Annotated in this window: 14 protein-coding genes and 1 tRNA gene; 5 read left to right on the top strand and 10 right to left on the bottom strand. The window is 70.6% G+C overall.

What is annotated here, in order from left to right:
* Positions 1-44 precede the first annotated feature (44 nt).
* The 3 genes from yaaA to nadB are packed head-to-tail and all read left to right on the top strand — an operon-like array spanning position 45 to position 3,114.
* Positions 45-770, top strand: a complete 726-nt coding sequence (gene yaaA, locus QSJ33_RS15130) for a peroxide stress protein YaaA (protein ID WP_285727733.1) — start codon at positions 45-47, stop codon at positions 768-770.
* On the top strand, positions 767-1,543 hold the full coding sequence (locus QSJ33_RS15125; RefSeq protein WP_285727731.1) for a DUF309 domain-containing protein: 777 nt from the start codon (positions 767-769) through the stop codon (positions 1,541-1,543). The genes yaaA and QSJ33_RS15125 overlap by 4 nt, the downstream gene beginning before the upstream one ends.
* On the top strand, positions 1,540-3,114 hold the full coding sequence (gene nadB, locus QSJ33_RS15120; protein ID WP_285727730.1) for an L-aspartate oxidase: 1,575 nt from the start codon (positions 1,540-1,542) through the stop codon (positions 3,112-3,114). Before QSJ33_RS15125 ends, nadB begins: the two co-directional genes overlap by 4 nt.
* Before the next feature lie 20 nt (positions 3,115-3,134).
* Here the strand turns inward: nadB and QSJ33_RS15115 are convergent, their stop codons facing one another.
* The 6 genes from QSJ33_RS15115 to asnB form a co-directional block, all read right to left on the bottom strand.
* The gene (locus QSJ33_RS15115) at positions 3,135-5,348 is read right to left on the bottom strand and encodes a carbohydrate binding family 9 domain-containing protein (protein WP_285727728.1); all 2,214 of its coding nucleotides are present in this window, start codon (positions 5,346-5,348) and stop codon (positions 3,135-3,137) included.
* Positions 5,349-5,449: 101 nt separating this feature from the next.
* Complete coding sequence (locus tag QSJ33_RS15110) at positions 5,450-6,154, bottom strand: hypothetical protein (RefSeq protein WP_285727726.1); 705 nt, start codon at positions 6,152-6,154, stop codon at positions 5,450-5,452.
* Positions 6,147-7,145, bottom strand: a complete 999-nt coding sequence (gene nadE, locus QSJ33_RS15105) for an NAD(+) synthase (RefSeq protein ID WP_285727724.1) — start codon at positions 7,143-7,145, stop codon at positions 6,147-6,149. Before nadE ends, QSJ33_RS15110 begins: the two co-directional genes overlap by 8 nt.
* Positions 7,142-7,396 (bottom strand): acyl carrier protein, encoded by a 255-nt coding sequence (locus QSJ33_RS15100; protein ID WP_285727722.1) that lies wholly within the window; start codon positions 7,394-7,396, stop codon positions 7,142-7,144. Before QSJ33_RS15100 ends, nadE begins: the two co-directional genes overlap by 4 nt.
* The gene (locus QSJ33_RS15095) at positions 7,393-8,997 is read right to left on the bottom strand and encodes a class I adenylate-forming enzyme family protein (RefSeq protein ID WP_285727720.1); all 1,605 of its coding nucleotides are present in this window, start codon (positions 8,995-8,997) and stop codon (positions 7,393-7,395) included. The genes QSJ33_RS15100 and QSJ33_RS15095 overlap by 4 nt, the downstream gene beginning before the upstream one ends.
* Positions 8,997-11,009, bottom strand: coding sequence for an asparagine synthase (glutamine-hydrolyzing) (asnB, locus tag QSJ33_RS15090; RefSeq protein ID WP_285727718.1), 2,013 nt, complete (start codon positions 11,007-11,009; stop codon positions 8,997-8,999). The genes QSJ33_RS15095 and asnB overlap by 1 nt, the downstream gene beginning before the upstream one ends.
* A 255-nt stretch (positions 11,010-11,264) precedes the next feature.
* On the opposite strand from asnB, the gene QSJ33_RS15085 reads away from it, so the two are divergent.
* Together QSJ33_RS15085 and QSJ33_RS15080 are read left to right on the top strand one after the other, a co-directional pair.
* Positions 11,265-12,665, top strand: a complete 1,401-nt coding sequence (locus tag QSJ33_RS15085) for an L-serine ammonia-lyase (protein WP_420801418.1) — start codon at positions 11,265-11,267, stop codon at positions 12,663-12,665.
* Positions 12,665-13,375: a hypothetical protein gene (locus QSJ33_RS15080; protein ID WP_285727715.1), complete on the top strand. Its 711-nt coding sequence runs from the start codon at positions 12,665-12,667 to the stop codon at positions 13,373-13,375. Before QSJ33_RS15085 ends, QSJ33_RS15080 begins: the two co-directional genes overlap by 1 nt.
* Here the strand turns inward: QSJ33_RS15080 and QSJ33_RS15075 are convergent, their stop codons facing one another.
* The 4 genes from QSJ33_RS15075 to QSJ33_RS15060 form a co-directional block, all read right to left on the bottom strand.
* Positions 13,376-13,978 carry an L-threonylcarbamoyladenylate synthase gene (locus tag QSJ33_RS15075; protein ID WP_285727713.1) on the bottom strand — a complete coding sequence of 201 codons (603 nt, stop codon included), beginning with the start codon at positions 13,976-13,978 and terminating at the stop codon, positions 13,376-13,378.
* Positions 13,975-14,649: an NUDIX domain-containing protein gene (locus QSJ33_RS15070; RefSeq protein ID WP_285727710.1), complete on the bottom strand. Its 675-nt coding sequence runs from the start codon at positions 14,647-14,649 to the stop codon at positions 13,975-13,977. Before QSJ33_RS15070 ends, QSJ33_RS15075 begins: the two co-directional genes overlap by 4 nt.
* Before the next feature lie 58 nt (positions 14,650-14,707).
* A complete protein-coding gene (gene rpsO / locus QSJ33_RS15065) occupies positions 14,708-14,977 on the bottom strand; it encodes a 30S ribosomal protein S15 (RefSeq protein ID WP_285727708.1) in 270 nt (89 codons plus the stop codon).
* Positions 14,978-15,223: 246 nt separating this feature from the next.
* Positions 15,224-15,309 (bottom strand) — tRNA-Leu (locus QSJ33_RS15060).
* Positions 15,310-15,330: the final 21 nt, after the last annotated feature.

Raw genomic sequence — 15,330 nt, 5'->3', positions numbered from 1 at the left:
GGCCGACGGGGCGCTATCCTTGAGGATTCGAGGTCTTCCCGTCCATGTCCGCCCCCCGGCCCCTCATCCTGCTCGCCCCCTCCGAGGGGAAATCCCCCGGCGGCCAGCCGGGCCGGCTGAAGGAGTCGGCGGCCCAGGCCTGGGTCCGGGAGCGGCTGGAGGAGCTGGTCCGCACCGGCACCCCCCTCGCCCAGAAGCGGGCCTTCGAGGTGAAGGACGATCTCCTCGAGCGGGCCCGGTCCGAGGCCCTCGGCCTGACGGGGCGGGTCCCGCTGCTGCCGGCCCTGGAGCGCTACACCGGCGTGGCCTTCCAGGCCCTGGATCCCCTGGGACTCCCCCGGGACCGGTGGGCCCAGGTCTACATCCTCTCCAGCCTGCGGGGCCTGGTGCGGGGCGACGACCCGGTGCCCTCCTACAAGCTCAAGCTGACGGGCCTCCCGGGCCTCAAGTCCCACTGGCGGGACCGGCTGGCGCGGCCCCTGGCGGCCCTGCCCGAGGGCCCCGTCTGGGAGCTGCTGCCCGAGGAGCACGCCGCCCTCCTGAAGGGGTGGCCGCGGCCCCGCCACACCCTCGAGATCCTCGACTCCCGCGGCCGGGCCATCACCCACTTCTCCAAGCGCTACCGGGGCCTGGTGGCCCGCTGGATCCTGGAGCACCAGGCGGGCGATCCCGCGGCGGTGCTGAAGGGACGCATCCCCGGCTGCACCTGGGAGGGCGCCGCGGCGAACGACCGGGGCGGTCTGGCCCTCACCCTGCGGATGGAATCGTGAGCGACGACTGCAACCGGACGCCCTTCTGGCAGCGCCAGCCCATCCTCCCGCTGGAGATCCAGGGGGTGCTCCGGACACGGATGGAGGCCGCCCTGGCCGATCCGCGCGCCCGGGAGGCCCTGGTGTGGCCCACCATCCTGGGCGCCCCGCGGTTGCGGCAGGCCCACCCCGACGGCCTGCCCGAGGAGGATCTGCTCGCGCACGCCGCGCGCCTGCTGGCGCCCCTGGGGATCTTCGATCCCGGGGCCGCCTGGCGGACCCACCGCGAAGCCTGGGCCGACACGGCGGAGGCGGGTCCCCGAGGCTGGCGGCCCGCGGCCGCCTGGGGTGCCTGGGGACCCCTGGTGAGCCTGCGCTGCGGTTGGCAGTTGGCGGCCCTCACGCCCCTGCCGCTGGACGACCGCTATCCCCTGGCCTGCGGCGTCTCCCTCTTCAACCACGGGCTCTTCTACGAGTGCCACGATGCCCTGGAACCGCTGTGGGACCTGGCCTCGGGCGAGCTCAGGGACAGCCTCCAGGGACTCATCCTGATGGCGGCGGGCCATCACCACCTGCAGCTGCACAACCTCCCGGGGATGCGGGCGGTCTGGGAGGACGCCCTGGCCCGCCTGGCGCCCTGCGGCGGCCTCGTCGCCACCCCCTGGGGCGAGGTCCGGGCCGAGGCGGCCCTGGACCTCACGGCCCGGCGGCTGGAGCGGGCCCGCCTCGCCACCGGCGGGGGGGACCTGACGGATCTCTGGGCGCTGGACCGCCCCACCTGGGAGCTGCGATGAACGGGACGACCGACCTTCTGGTGCTGGGGGCGGGCATCGCCGGTTGCTCCGCGGCGCTTCGGGCCGCCGATCTGGGCGCCTCGGTGGTGCTGGTGGCGAAGGACGACCTGGGCGCCAGCAACACGGCCTGGGCCCAGGGCGGCATCATCGGCCTGCCTCCGGAGGAGGAGGGCGATTCGCCGGCCCTGCTGGCCTCCGACATCGAAGCCGCCGGGGCGGGGCTCTGCCGGCACGAGGCGGTGCGGCTCCTGGCGGAGGAGGGTCCCCGGCTCTGCCGGAGCTTCCTCTGGGAACGCCTGGGTGTGCCCTTCGACCTGGGGACGGACGGCTCGCCCGATCCCACCGCCGAGGCCGCCCACAGCGCCCGGCGGATCTACCACGCCAAGGACGCCACGGGCCTGGCCATCCAGACCGCCCTCAGCGAGGCGGTCCGCAACCACCCCGGCATCCAGGTGCGGGAGAACCTCTGCCTGGTGGACCTCATCACCAGCCCCCACCACTGCCTCAGCCCCGTGCGGGTGTACGAGCCGATCCAGGTGCACGGCGCCTACCTCTTCGATCCGGCCACGGGCGCCGTGGAGGGGCAGCTCGCGAAGCGCACCCTGCTGGCCACTGGCGGCCTGGGCTACCTCTACCTGCACACCACGAACCCGCCGGGGGCCACGGGCGACGGCCTCGCCGCCGCCTACCGGGCCAGCGCGCGCATCGTGAACTGCGAGTACCTGCAGTTCCACCCCACGACCCTGTATGTGCCGGGCAAGCCACGGACCCTGCTGACCGAGGCCCTGCGCGGCGAAGGCGCCCACCTCGTCAACCGCAAGGGCGAGCGGTTCATGGCGCGGTACGCCCCGGAGCAGATGGAACTCGCCCCCCGCGACGTGGTGAGCCGGGCCATCTTCCAGGAGATGGCGGCCAGCGGCGAGCCCTGCGTGTTCCTGGACCTGGCCCCGGTGGCCGCGAGGCTGGACCTGGACTCCCATTTCCCCACGGTGCTGGCGGCCTGCCGCGCCGAGGGCCTGGATCCCCTCCGGCAGCCGATCCCCGTGGTGCCCGCCGCCCACTACTTCTGCGGCGGTGTCCTCGTGGACCTGGAGGGTCGCACGAGCCTGCCGGGCCTCTACGCCGCCGGCGAGGTGGCCTGCACGGGCCTGCACGGGGCGAACCGCCTGGCCTCCACCAGCCTCCTGGAGGGCCTGGTCTGGGGCTTCCGGGGGGCGGAGGCGGCCGTCCGCGAACTTCCAGGGCTGTCGCTGCCCGATGCCGGTGACCTGGCTCCCTGGCGCACGCCGGAGGATCCCCAGGAGACGGATCCGCTCCTCATCGACCAGGATTGGGGCCTCATCCGCAGCACCCTGTGGAACTACGCCGGCATCGTGCGGACGGGCGCCCGCCTCCAGCGCGCCCGGGCCGACCTGGAGTACCTCCAGCACCGCACGGAGCGCTTCTACCACGAGGCCAGCCTCAGCAGGGAGCTGCTGGATCTGCGCAGCGGCATCATCTGCGCCCGCCTCATCCTCAACGCCGCCCTCCAGAATCCGGAGAGCCGGGGCTGCCATTACCGGGTGGACTGAGTCGGGTCCGGCACCGGAGTTCACCTCCTCCAGAGGTACGAGGCCTTGAAGAACAGGCCCCGCTGCATCTCCAGGAAGCCCCGGGCGTCGCGGTAGACCCCGTCCTGCCAGGCTTGCTGCTTGTAGAGGGAACCGTAGCCCAGGTAGACCACCGTGCCCGGAATGTAGGTGTACGCGGCGAGGAGATCGGCCAGGAGCTGCCGGTGGAAGGCGTTGTACTCGACGATCCCGCGGAAGTAGAGGCTGGCGTTCACCTGGTAGGTGAGCCGGCTGCGGTAGATGTGGTAGTCGTACACCTTCGCGCCGGTGTCCTCCCGGAACAGGTCCGCGTGGCTCCAGTCCAGCTCCAGGTTGAGGTTCTCGGTGGGCTGGCAGATGGCGGAGGCGCTGGCCTGGGAGCCGGTCCCCTGGAAGGGATCGGCGGTGTACCGGATGGCCTTGCCCTGGCGGTAGGTCGCCTGAAGCGAGAAGGCCTTCGTGAACTGGTCCCGGGCGGACAGGTTGAATCCGTCGGTCCGGAACCGCTGGCCGAGGAAGACCTCCGTGGCGTCGTGGAGGGCGAGGGAGAGGGCGGCGTTGCCCTGCAGGATGCCCGTCACGCCGATGGAATGGTCATGTTCCAGGAGTCCGCTCGGTTCGTCCTCGAGGACAGAGACGGTGCCGTTCCAGTCCACGCGCCGGAGCCATGACGAGGCGGGATAGACCTTCGGCGTCACGGACAGGCTCCCGCTGGCCAGCCCCGTGCGCGTGAGGTAGCCCGTGTCGTTCTCGAAGTGCTGGGAGACCTCGTGGGCGGCCGCGCTGATCCCCAGCCGGCTCGTGTCGTAGAGGTACTCGAGGCCGAGGGCGTGCCCATCCAGGCTCTCCAGGTCTGGTCCCTGCCGGGTGGAGGACCCGAAGGCGTGGAAGCTCAGCATCCCGGAGGGGCTGAGGCGGATCTGGCCGTCCGGACCGGCCACGCGATTGACCCGCGTGTCCTGGGCCCGCTCGGTGAAGAAGGCGCCGAGGTAGCCGTCCTCCGTGGTGGTCCGCTTGTACCGCAGGATCGTGAAGCGGGCGTCGGGGGGGCGGGGGGCATCCGGTCCGGCATCCGGAGGGGGAAGCGGCGCGTCGGTGGCGTAGAGGGCGGCCAGGGTGTTCTCGGCGCCCACCTTGCCCGTGAGCTTGAAGCCGGCCTTGGGATCCTGGATGGTGCGGGTGTGGACGACGGTCTGGAGGGCGCCGGTGGACGTGGCGCCGACATTGAAGGTCTCGCTGCCCTCGAGGAAGAAGGGGCGCTTCTCCGGGAAATAGAGGCCGTAGCGGAGGTTCGCATCGATCTGCCCCGCGTCCGCCTCCACCTGGGAGAAATCCGGATTGAGGGTCGCATCCAGGATGAGGCTGGGGGTGAGACCGTACTTGGCGGTCAGGCCCCAGTCCCGCGTGTCGGGCTCCTTCACGAAGGCCCCGTTCTGGCGGAGGTGCTTCTGGGAGTAGGTGAAGGAGGGGAGCAGCTCCAGGATCGTCGGCCGGGCCAGTCCGACGAATTCCATGGGCGCCATCTGGGGGAGGAAGGCGTAGCCCCTGGCGGCATCCATGGCCGGGTAGGAGCCGTGTTCCTGGCGCCGGCTGATGCAGCGCTCGAAGAAGACGGACATGCGCACCTTGTCCCCCTGGTTGTACCGGATGCTCTTGAGGGGGATGCGGACCTCCACGGCGTAGCCTTCCGCATCGATGCGCCCGGCGCTGTCCCACACCAGGTCGACGCTGAAATCCTCCTTGCCGCTGGCGAACCGGCTGTCGCCCTGGATGCCGAGGGGATTCACGTAGAAGGCATAGAGGGACTGCTGGTCGTCGAAGGTGTCCAGGTTGATGCAGATGAAATCATCCCGCACCATGTCGTCGCGCTTGGCGACCGAGGCCTTGATCTTCTCCGGATGGGGATCGAAGCACCGGAAGGCGAAGTACAGGTTGTCCCGGTCGTAGGCCATGTAGGCGACCGTCTTCTCCTGCTGGGGGTGGCCGAACTCCGGGATGAAGGTCTGGAACCCGGTGACGGAGCTCGCGTGCTGCCAGACGGGGTCGTCGAGCCTGCCGTCCAGGACAGGGGGCTGATCGGTCCTGAAGGGATGGAGCAGGCGCCTTCCCCCAGCTTCCGGGGCGGGACCGGCGAGGAGGGAGATGCAGGCCAGGAGTGCCGCCAGGATGAGGCGGGCGGGGGATCCGGGGATTTTTGTGGGAACAGGTGTATGCATCGCAATACAACATATACGAGCCTTCCGGTCTCCGCAATCCTTCCGGGGCCCCGCCTTCGCGGGGCGTGGGGGAGCCTTCCCGGCCCTGCCGGAAGGCACGCTCAGTTCAGGATGTGCTCCATCACGAGCCGCTCCCTCCCGTCCGGGGCCTGGACCGTCCGCACGGTTCTCGCCCCCATGAGCCGGTGGGTGATCTCGACCTTCCGGTTGATCCGGTCCACCTCGAAGCGCACGGTCTTGATGCCCCTCGCCTTCAGGTACTGAAGGAAGTGCTGCAGCAGGACCGTCGACAGCCTCGAGGCGGACGATTCCGGGTCCCAGCACCAGAAGGAGATGCGCGATCCGCTGAGCCCACCCCAGGCATCAAGCTGGGCGCCCTCGAGGCACCTGATCCGGGCGTAGAGATCATGGACGAGCGCGGGTCTCCGCAGGAGCCGCGGGAGGCAGGACAGGAGCAGGGTGAGCCTCCGTTGGCGCAGCCTATCCATCTCGGCCTGGGCATCGCCGCAGCCGGCCACGAATCCGAGGATGCGCCCGGAGGCGTCCATGGCGGAGAGGACGATGGTGTTGGGGTCAGGCAGGAGGATGCGGTAGTAGGCGCGGAAGAACGGCCGGCCCAGCCTGTGCATGAACCCGCCGGGCTGTTGCTGGGAGCAGAGGTGATGCAGGCGGGCGATCTGGTCCCCGTCCGCCACGGCGGCCCGGCGGAAGGTGATGCCGCCCGTGTCCTCCGGGGCCGTGCCGAAGCGCTTGGCGAGGCCCGCGGGATCGGACGGAAGGGTCTGGCATGCGCCGGGATCAGGCATCGACCTCGACCCCTTCCTCGACCAACAGGGGACGCGCGTGCTGGTAGCGCGTGGCCCGCCGCTTGGCCTCGATGTCGGCGAAGACGCGGCCCACCTGGTCCTCCGAGAGGCCCGTCCCGACTGCCGTTTCGGCGGGCGTGAGCCCCCGGTCGTGCGCCCAGAGGCACCGGTCCATGAGCCCGTAGGGGAGCGAGAAGTAGAATTCCTCCTGGCTCTGGGGCAGGGAATAGGTGTCGGTCGTCGGGGGACGGTCGCGGATCGCGCGGGGAAGGTCGAGATGCTCCGCCAGCGCATAGACCTGGGTCTTGTAGAGGTGCGCGATGGGCTTGAGGTCGGCGGCGCCATCCCCGTTCTTGACGAAGAAGCCCTGGTCGTACTCCAGGCGGTTGGGGGTGCCGAGCACCGCGTACACGAGGCGGTCGGCGTGGTGGTACTCGAGCATCTTCCGGACGCGCTGCTTGAAGTTGGTCGCCGCGACCAGTTCCAGGTAGGCGGTCGGCGTGAGGCGGACACGGAACGACTCCCCTTCCGGGGACTGGGCCACCAGCGTGAACAGCCGGTAGCTGTCGCTGTCCACCACGCTGGGGAGCACGATCTTCGAACGCCAGCCCTCTCCGTAGCCCGGGAGCACCCGACGGATCGCGGCCTCCTGCCGCCGGTAGCACCCCAGGGCCTCCAGGACGGGAGTGATGTCCTCGATCAGGGTGGGGATGCCGAGGTGGTCCGCGGCGAGCTGCCCGAGCGGGGTGCTTTCCTCGGCCGAGTGGCTCTCGGGCATCAGGAGCCCCAGGACCCGGTCCGGCCCCAGGGCGCGCGCCGCCAGCGCCGCGCAGACGGTGCTGTCGATGCCGCCGCTCAGGCCCAGCACGACGCCCCGGCGGTGGAGCCGTTTCGTGACCTGATCGCGGAGGGTCGAGGTGATGCGCTCCACCGCGGCTGCGCGATCGAAGTCGACCAGGTCCTCCGCGAAGGCTGCACCGGGCGCCTTCATGCAGACACCCGGTTCTCCGCCTGGCTCACGTACCGGACCAGGTTGTCGAGGGTGTCGAGGTTCTCGGGCGTGATCTCGTCGTCCGGCACGCTGATCCCGAACCGCTCCTCGAGGAAGAGAAGGATCTCCATGACGCCCGTGGAATCGATGATGCCCGAGCGGGTGAGGGAGATCTCCCCCCGGAGATCCCCGTCCTCGACGAAGAAGTTCTCCGTGATGAAGGTCCGGAGCTGCTGCTCGACGGGGTTCATGGGGCCTCCGATCCTGCTGGGGTGTGGGGTGGCGGGGAAGGGTCTGGACGGCGCGCGCCCAGGAGATCCAGCTTCCGGATCTTGCCGGTGTCCGTCCGGGGGAGTTCGGGGAGGAGCACGATCTCCTGGGGGACCATGAATCCTTCCAGCCGCGCCTGGCAGGCCCGGCGGATCTCCCGTTCCCCGATCCGGGAACCCGGGGCCAGCGAGACGTAGGCCCGGATCGCCTCCCCCAGGGCCGGGTCCGGAACGCCGACCACGGCGGCATCCCGGACGCCGGGGATGCCGTGCAGGACATTCTCCACTTCCACGGGGCTGACCTTCTCCCCGCGGGACTTGATGATGTCGTCACTGCGTCCCACGAAATACAGGTAGCCCTCCCCGTCCATGCGGAAGAGGTCGTGGGTGCACAGTACGCGGTCCCCGGGATGGCGCCCGGAACGCAGCATCTCCGCCGTCTTCTCGGGCTGGTTCCAGTAGCCCACCATCACATGGGGCCCGCGCACGTGCAGGATGCCGGTCTCGCCGGGCCCCAGGGAACGGCCCTGGGGATCCCGGAGGAAGACCTGGGTGCCCGGGATGGCCTTGCCCACGGATTCGGGCCGGGCGGCCAGCTCCTCCGGCTCGAGGTAGCACACCCGCTTGCACTCCGTGAGCCCGTACATCCGGAAGATGAGCGCGTTCGGGAACAGGCGCTGGAGGCCGGGCACCAGGTCGGGGGCGAGGGCGGCCGCGGTGTTCGTCACGGCGCGGACGGAGGGGAAACCGGGTTTGTCCTCTCTGGCCCGGGCCAGCAGGGAAGTGAAGACCGTGGGGACGCCCGGGAACACGGTGACCGCTTCCTCCCGGATCCGCTGCTCGATGACGGCGGGGTATTCGAACCCCGGCTCGAGGACGAGGGTTGCGCCCAGCCGCACGGCCATCAGCAGCTGGTAGAGGCCGTAGTCGAAGGCCAGCGGCAGGAGGTTGAGGATGCGCTCGTCGCTGCCGAGGCGCAGGTATTCGAGGAGGCTGCCGAGGGTGAAGGTGACGTTCTGGTGGGTGACCATCACCCCCTTGGGCTCGCCGGTGCTGCCTGAGGTGTAGATGAGCGCCGCGAGATCCGTCGCCACGGTCCCCGGATCCCCCGGGTCGCCCCCGGTGCCGGGCAGCAGGGTCTCGAAGGTGGTGTCGCCGCGCCTGGGGTCCCCGTCCGACACCACCAGGAAGGGGCGTGGGCTTGGCTGGAGCTCCTCCAGCGCCGGCAGGACCACGCGATGCAGCTTCGACTGGGACAGCAGGAAGCGCGCGCCGCTGTCGGCCAGGAGGTAGGCCAGCTTCCGGGCCTTGGTCTGGGGATTCACCACCATCACCACGCCGCCTGCGATCCAGGTCGCATAGATGGAGACGACCGCGTCCACCCCGTTGTCCATGAAGATCGCCACGCGATCCCCGGGCTCCAGCCCCCGGTCCCGGAGGGCCCGGGCCAGGCGCTGGGCGCGGTCGAGCAGCTCCACGAAGCTGAGGCGCGCCCCTTCGGTGACGAGGGCCTCCTTGCGACCGGCCAGGCGGGCGGATTCGTAGAGGCCATCCTGGACCAGCCGGTGGTGATGCCTGGCCATCACAAGACCTCCTGGAAGGGGCCGTGGGCCACGAGTCGGTCGCCGACGACGCGGCGCGTGACCTCGGGGAGGGCGGCCAGGCGGGGCGACTTCACCATGCGTTCATGCAGGAGCTGGATGGAGAGGATCCCCACGAAGGCCATCTCGTCCATTTCGCTGACCTCGTCCTCCCGGCTCCGGCGGCACTTGTCCCGGAGCAGCCCCACCGAACGGCCCGAGAAGACGCCCGTCTCGGCCAGGCGGGCCGGCTCGAGCAGGTCGGCCACGTATTCCGGAGCTCCCGGCCCCAGGAAGGCACCGAGGATCGGGGCCCGGTACGGCCGCTTGGGACGGGAGACGACATCCGGCGGGAGCAGGGGGGCCATGGCCTTGCGCAGGACACGCTTGTCGCGGAGGCCCCGGAGGCGCATGGCATCGGGGAGGGCGGCCGCGAACTCGGCGATGCGATGGTCCAGGAAGGGGAAGCGCCCCTCCACGGAGCGGCCCATGAGCATCCGGTCTCCCTGGCTGTGGAGCAGGTAGCCCTGGAGGAAGGTGATGATCTCCAGGTACTGGGCCTTGCCCAGGTCGCTGAAGGTCCCGAAATCCCCGGGCAGACGCGCGCGCAGGCGCTCCGTGGGCATCTTCCCGGGCGCGATGGCATGGAGCAGCGCCGGGTCGAGGAAGCGGAGCAGCCGGGAGGTGGTCCCGAACCGGATGCGATGGCTGTAGAGCGGATCCTCCGCGTCCAGCATCCCCTGGCCGAAGAACTGGCGCGTGAAGCCGGGGGCGCTCGAGACGCTCCGTGTGAGCCAGGGGTAGATGCGTTCGAAGAGGCTGGGGCGGCGCGTGGATCCGGGCTCCCTGGCCCAGAACCGCCGGATCTGGGATTCCCGGAACAGGTCGTAGCCCGCGAAGAGCTCGTCGGCGCCTTCCCCCGTGAGGACGACCTTGAACCCGTGCTCGTGGACGAGGGCGGCCAGGGCCAGCATCGGCGCCGGGGCGGTGCGGAGGAGGGGCTTCTCCGCCAGGGAGACCACCTCCGGGAACAGCGCCGCGATGTCGGGGGGCGAGATGGAGATGCGGTTCAGCTCCACCCCCAGAGCCCCGGCGATGCGGTCCTGGTAGGGGGACTCGTCGAAACGCGGATCCGTGAATCCGATGCCGAACCCCTGCAGACGGGCGCCGCCCGCCTTCCGGGCCAGGGCAGCGATGGCCGAAGAATCGAGGCCCCCGCTCACGTAGGCGGCCACGGGGACATCGGCCCGCAGGCGCAGCCGGGTGGCGTCCTCCAGGAGCCAGGCCAGTTCCTCGGCCTTCTCCTCCTCGGAGGCCGGGGGCGGCCCCCCGGGAGGCCGGAAACGGAGCTCCCACCAGCAGCGCTCCTCCTGGCGGCCATCGGGGCCGATCCGGAGCCAGTGGCCCGGCGGCAGCTCCCGGATCCCGGGGAAGGCGGTGCAATCGGGCAGGGGCGCCCAGAGCGTGAAGGTGTCCACCAGGCTCAGGGGGTCCAGCTCCCGCCGCGCACGCGGATGCCGCAGGATCGCCTTCGCCTCGGAGGCGAAGACGAAATCGGGGCCGAACCGGGCCAGGAAGAGGGGGCGCACCCCGAACCGGTCCCTGGCCAGGAAGAGGGTCCGCGCCTGCCGGTCCCAGAGGGCGAAGGCGAAGGGGCCATTGAAGCGGTCGAGGCAGGCCAGGTCCCAGGCCTCGTAGGCATGGACGATGACCTCCGTGTCGGAGTCGGTGCGGAAGCGATGCCCCAAGGCCTCGAGTTCCCGCCGCAGTTCCGGATGGTTGTAGATCTCGCCGTTCTGGACCACCCAGCAGCGCCCGTCCTCGTTTCCGATGGGCTGGTCCCCCCCCGCCAGATCGACGATGGAGAGACGCGTGTTCACCAGGCCGAGGCCGGCATCGAGGTACAGCCCCACGCCATCGGGTCCCCGGTGCCCCAGCTCCCCGGCCATGGCCAGCAGCAGATCCTCCGACGGGGTTGAACCCGCCCCAGCAAGGAGACCTGCGATGCCGCACATGATGGGAGACCCTTCCTGGTAGGTGCTGATCACTCCTTGGGTCGCGAGCCCCCGTGGGACGAGGCGATGTCAGGGGGGGGTCTTCGGCCTTCATGCGGATGCCCCGGCCGACAGATGTGCATGGGCGGTTGGAGGCCGAAGACGGGGTTCTCCGGAGAATATATTCCAAAGATGATCTTGTGCTCGTCATTCTTTTTCCCATGTCCGTGGCCGTTCCAGTGACGCAGTTTCAGGGACAATGAAGGCGGCATGGCCATGACCCTCTCTGTCTTCGATCTCTTCCGCATCGGCATCGGCCCGAGCTCCTCCCACACGGTGGGGCCCATGCGGGCGGCGCGGGCGTTCGTCCTGGCCCTGGAGGCGGAGGGGCGGATTGGGGCCGCCGCGGCGGTGAGGGCCGAACTCTTCGGCAGCCTGGGCGCCACGGGCCGGGGTCACGGCAGCGACAAGGCGGTGCTCCTGGGCCTGATGGGTGAAACCCCCGAAGCGGTGGATGTGGAGGGCGTGGAGGGCCTGGTGGCCGGGATCCGCGCCTCCGGCCGCCTCCCGCTGCTCCGTCGGCACGAGGTGGCCTACCGGGAGGCGGAGCACCTGCTCCTGCTGCACAAGAGCCTCCCCTTCCACCCGAACGCCCTGCGCTTCACGGCGCTGGACGGCGCCGGGGCAACGCTCGGGTCCCGGACCTACTACTCCGTGGGGGGCGGTTTCGTGGTGGAGGAGGGCGCGACCCGGACCGGGGCGCCGCGCACGGACCCCCCGTTCCCGTTCCGGAGCGGCGGGGAGCTCCTGGGTCTCTGCCGCGCCCACGGGCTCAGCGTGAGCGCCGTGGCCCTCCGGAACGAGTGCGCCTGGCGCCCCGAGGCGGAGGTGCGGGAGGGACTGCTCGGGATCTGGGCCGTGATGCAGGCCTGCGTCTCCCGGGGCTGCGCGACGGAGGGGATCCTCCCGGGCGGCTTGCAGGTGCCCCGCCGGGCCCCGGGTCTCCACCGGCAGCTGATGGCCGCGCCGGAGGCCGGCTACCGGGATCCCCTCACCGCCATGGACTTCGTGAGCCTCTACGCCCTGGCGGTGAACGAGGAGAACGCCGCGGGTGGCCGCGTGGTGACGGCGCCGACCAATGGCGCGGCGGGCATCGTCCCGGCCGTGCTGCACTACTACCGCCGCTTCGTGCCGGGGGCATCGGATGACGGCGTGGTGCGCTTCCTCCTCACGGCCGGGGCCATCGGCGCCCTCTACAAGGAGAACGCCTCCATCAGCGGGGCCGAGGTGGGCTGCCAGGGGGAGGTGGGCGTGGCCTGCTCCATGGCGGCCGGGGCCCTGGCCGAGGTGATGGGGGGCACGCCGGACCAGGTGGAGAACGCCGCGGAGATCGGCATGGAGCACAACCTGGGCCTCACCTGCGATCCCATCGGCGGGCTGGTGCAGGTGCCCTGCATCGAGCGCAACGCCATGGCCGCGGTGAAGGCCATCAACGCGGCCCGCATGGCCCTGCGGGGCGACGGCCGCCACTTCGTGAGCCTCGACAAGGTGATCCGGACCATGCGGGATACTGGCGCCGACATGAAGAGCAAGTACAAGGAGACCGCCCGGGGCGGCCTCGCCACCCACGTGCCCGAAGTCCCCCTGGACTTCCCCGTCAACCTGCCGGAGTGCTGATGCGACCCGCCGCCCTTCTCTGCTTCCTGCCCGCCCTCCTGGCGGCCCAGACCCTGGATGGAGGCCTGCTCGATCCCGCCTGGTTCGGGCCGGCGGCCCAGTTCAGGAGCCTCCCCCACCAGGCCTTCGAGTGGGTGAAGCCTGGGCTGGCCCTCCGTGGCCGCACCCTGCGGATCCAGCCCTGGGAGGCGCCGGCCTGGCTCGGGCGGAGTCGTGGCCGGGACGACCGCGCCTTCGTCGAGGACCGGAAGGGCGAGTTCCTGGCGACGCTGGCCCAGGGCCTGGACCAGGGGCTCGGCGGGATCGCCCGGGTCTCGCGGACGGAGGGGGATGTGCTGGTGCTGGGCAGGGTGGTGGATGCCGCGGCGGAGGCCCGGGATGCGATGTTCTCGGGCGTCGCGAGCCTGAGCCTGGACCTGAAGCTGGTGGATGCGGTCTCCGGGGACCTGCTGGCGGCCTTCCACCAGACCCTCGCCGGCGACGGCGAGCGCGAGGTGATGGCCCGCTACGCCCCCTGGTGCGTCGGCCTCGGACGCCGGCTGGCCGAGGCGGACCGCACCCCAGCGTCACCGCCGCCGCCCGTGCGGCCGGCCCTGGACCTGCCGGCCACCCTGGACCGGCTGGAAGCCCTCCGCCGCGATGGCGTGCTCACGGAAGAGGGCTACCAGGCCCTCCTGAAGAAGGCCCGGACCCTGGCCGCCGGGAAGTGATCAGACCGGCCAGGGGCCGGCGCCTTCCCGCACGAGGACCGGCTCCTCGCCTGTGAGATCCACGATGGTGCTGCCGATGCCCAGGGGTTGGCCGCAGTCCACCACCAGATCAAGGGCATGGCCCAGCTCCTCCTCCAGCTCCCAGGCGGTGTTGAGGGTGGGCTGGCCGGAGAGGTTGGCGCTGGTGGTGATGATGGGCTCGCCCAGGAGCTTCGTCAGGTCCAGGCAGAAGGGGTGGTCGGGGATCCGCAGGCCCACCACCTGCTTGTTCTGGAGGTAGCGGGGCACCTCCCGGCTGGCGGGCAGGAGGGCGGTGTAGGGGCCCGGGAGCATCTGCTTCAGCAGCCGGAAGGTCGGCGTGTCCAGGTGCCGCGTGTAGCGGCAGAGCATCTCCATGTCGGCGCAGAGGATGGACATGGGCTTCTTCGGGTCCCGGCCCTTGATCTGGAGGATGCGGTCCACGGCCTTCTTCCGGGAGGCGAGGCAGCCCAGCCCGAACAGGGTGTCGGTGGGATAGGCGATGACGCCGTCCCGGCGGAGGATCTCGGCGATGCGCTCCAGGTGGCGCAGCTGGGGGGTCTCGGGGTGCAGGGAGAGGATCATGGCGCACCCAGGTTCTGCCAGCGGCTGCGGCCGGCGGAAGGGTGCTCGTCCGGCCGCTGGAAGAACCGCTCGGCGAGCGCGGGGTCGAGGGCCGCGGCCACGCCGCCGCGGCGGGCCTGCAGGGCCAGGAGGGCCATGGCCGTGAGGCTGTCGGTGATTTCGCCCGAAAGGACCCGCTGGAGGCACTGGCCGAAGGGCTCGCGGTGCAGCACGAGCTCCTCGTCGTCCTCGGGATGATGGCCCTCGGCGGTCGAGAGGCCCGTGGCCAGGAACAGGAAGGACTCCTCCTCCGTGGAGGAATTGCTGGGGTGGAAGAAGCAGAGCGGCTCCCAGACCCGGGCCTGGAGACCGGCCTCCTCCGCCAGTTCGCGCCGCACGGCTTCGAAGGGGCTCTCGTGCGGTTCGCCGCCGCCCTCGGGGATCTCCCAGGAGTAGAGCTCCAGGGGGTAGCGCCACTGGCCCACGAGCACCACCCGGTCGGCCTCGTCCAGGGCCAGCACGCCGCAGGCGGTGCGGTGGAACCCGCAGACGGCGTAGCGCCCCTCGGCGCCGCGGCGGTGGCGGAACCGGTCCTCGCGGACGCGGATCCACGGCGAGTCGTAGATGGGCCGCCGTTCGGTGGTGGTGTACGGATTCGGATGCTCCGGACTGGGCAGGGGCGTCAGGTCCATCTCTTGAACATAACGAAAAACGCCCGCGGATGCGGGCGTTTTCGGGGACCTGGGAGGCCTAGCGACGCAGGCCGAGGCGATCGATCAGGGCGGCGTAGCGCTCCTTGCTCTTCTTCTTGAGGTAGTCGAGCAGGCGGCGGCGCTGGCCCACCATGATCATGAGGCCGCGGCGGCTGTGGTAGTCCTTCGCGTGGGTCTTGAAGTGCTCCGTGAGGTCGTTGATGCGCTTGGTGAGCAGCGCCACCTGGACCTCGGGCGAGCCGGTATCCGACTCGTGCTGCTTGAAGTCGTCGATGATGATCTTCTTCTGTTCCACGTTGAGGGCCATGGGAGGCTCCTTTTCGGGGGATCGCCCGTCACCCTGCCCCGCAGCCCCGTGCCGCCTGGGAGGTCGATTCCGGAGGGGGCCGGATGCCCTTGTCAACCCGCGCTATGGACTACCCAAGCTTCGTCGTGGTGACGGCCGCTGGCCGTCATCCTTGGCTTCGCTGGTGCTCAGCCTGCGGACCGCAACGCGCCCTTCGGTCGCGTTCGGCCCTATTCTCCACGCGCCCCTTCCGGGGCGCATGTCGAATGGTGCGGATAGAGGGACTCGAACCCCCACGTCTTGTGAACACTAGTACCTGAAACTAGCGCGTCTACCAATTCCGCCATATCCGCTTGAAAGAGCTGTCCGGTTCC

Origin of the sequence: Geothrix rubra (assembly GCF_030268065.1) — a bacterium.
GTDB classification, from domain to species: domain Bacteria; phylum Acidobacteriota; class Holophagae; order Holophagales; family Holophagaceae; genus Geothrix; species Geothrix rubra.
This window is presented reverse-complemented; position numbering and strand designations above follow the sequence as displayed.

What these genes read in the sequence shown, in the direction of transcription:
- QSJ33_RS15115 (WP_285727728.1), bottom strand. Translation starts at nt 5,348, where the DNA reads ATGCATACACCTGTTCCCACAAAAATCCCCGGATCCCCCGCCCGCCTC.
- yaaA (WP_285727733.1), top strand. Translation starts at nt 45, where the DNA reads ATGTCCGCCCCCCGGCCCCTCATCCTGCTCGCCCCCTCCGAGGGGAAA.
- nadB (WP_285727730.1), top strand. Translation starts at nt 1,540, where the DNA reads ATGAACGGGACGACCGACCTTCTGGTGCTGGGGGCGGGCATCGCCGGT.
- QSJ33_RS15100 (WP_285727722.1), bottom strand. Translation starts at nt 7,396, where the DNA reads ATGAACCCCGTCGAGCAGCAGCTCCGGACCTTCATCACGGAGAACTTC.
- QSJ33_RS15095 (WP_285727720.1), bottom strand. Translation starts at nt 8,997, where the DNA reads ATGGCCAGGCATCACCACCGGCTGGTCCAGGATGGCCTCTACGAATCC.
- QSJ33_RS15075 (WP_285727713.1), bottom strand. Translation starts at nt 13,978, where the DNA reads ATGATCCTCTCCCTGCACCCCGAGACCCCCCAGCTGCGCCACCTGGAG.
- rpsO (WP_285727708.1), bottom strand. Translation starts at nt 14,977, where the DNA reads ATGGCCCTCAACGTGGAACAGAAGAAGATCATCATCGACGACTTCAAG.
- QSJ33_RS15080 (WP_285727715.1), top strand. Translation starts at nt 12,665, where the DNA reads ATGCGACCCGCCGCCCTTCTCTGCTTCCTGCCCGCCCTCCTGGCGGCC.
- QSJ33_RS15070 (WP_285727710.1), bottom strand. Translation starts at nt 14,649, where the DNA reads ATGGACCTGACGCCCCTGCCCAGTCCGGAGCATCCGAATCCGTACACC.
- asnB (WP_285727718.1), bottom strand. Translation starts at nt 11,009, where the DNA reads ATGTGCGGCATCGCAGGTCTCCTTGCTGGGGCGGGTTCAACCCCGTCG.
- nadE (WP_285727724.1), bottom strand. Translation starts at nt 7,145, where the DNA reads ATGAAGGCGCCCGGTGCAGCCTTCGCGGAGGACCTGGTCGACTTCGAT.
- QSJ33_RS15085 (WP_420801418.1), top strand. Translation starts at nt 11,265, where the DNA reads ATGACCCTCTCTGTCTTCGATCTCTTCCGCATCGGCATCGGCCCGAGC.
- QSJ33_RS15110 (WP_285727726.1), bottom strand. Translation starts at nt 6,154, where the DNA reads ATGCCTGATCCCGGCGCATGCCAGACCCTTCCGTCCGATCCCGCGGGC.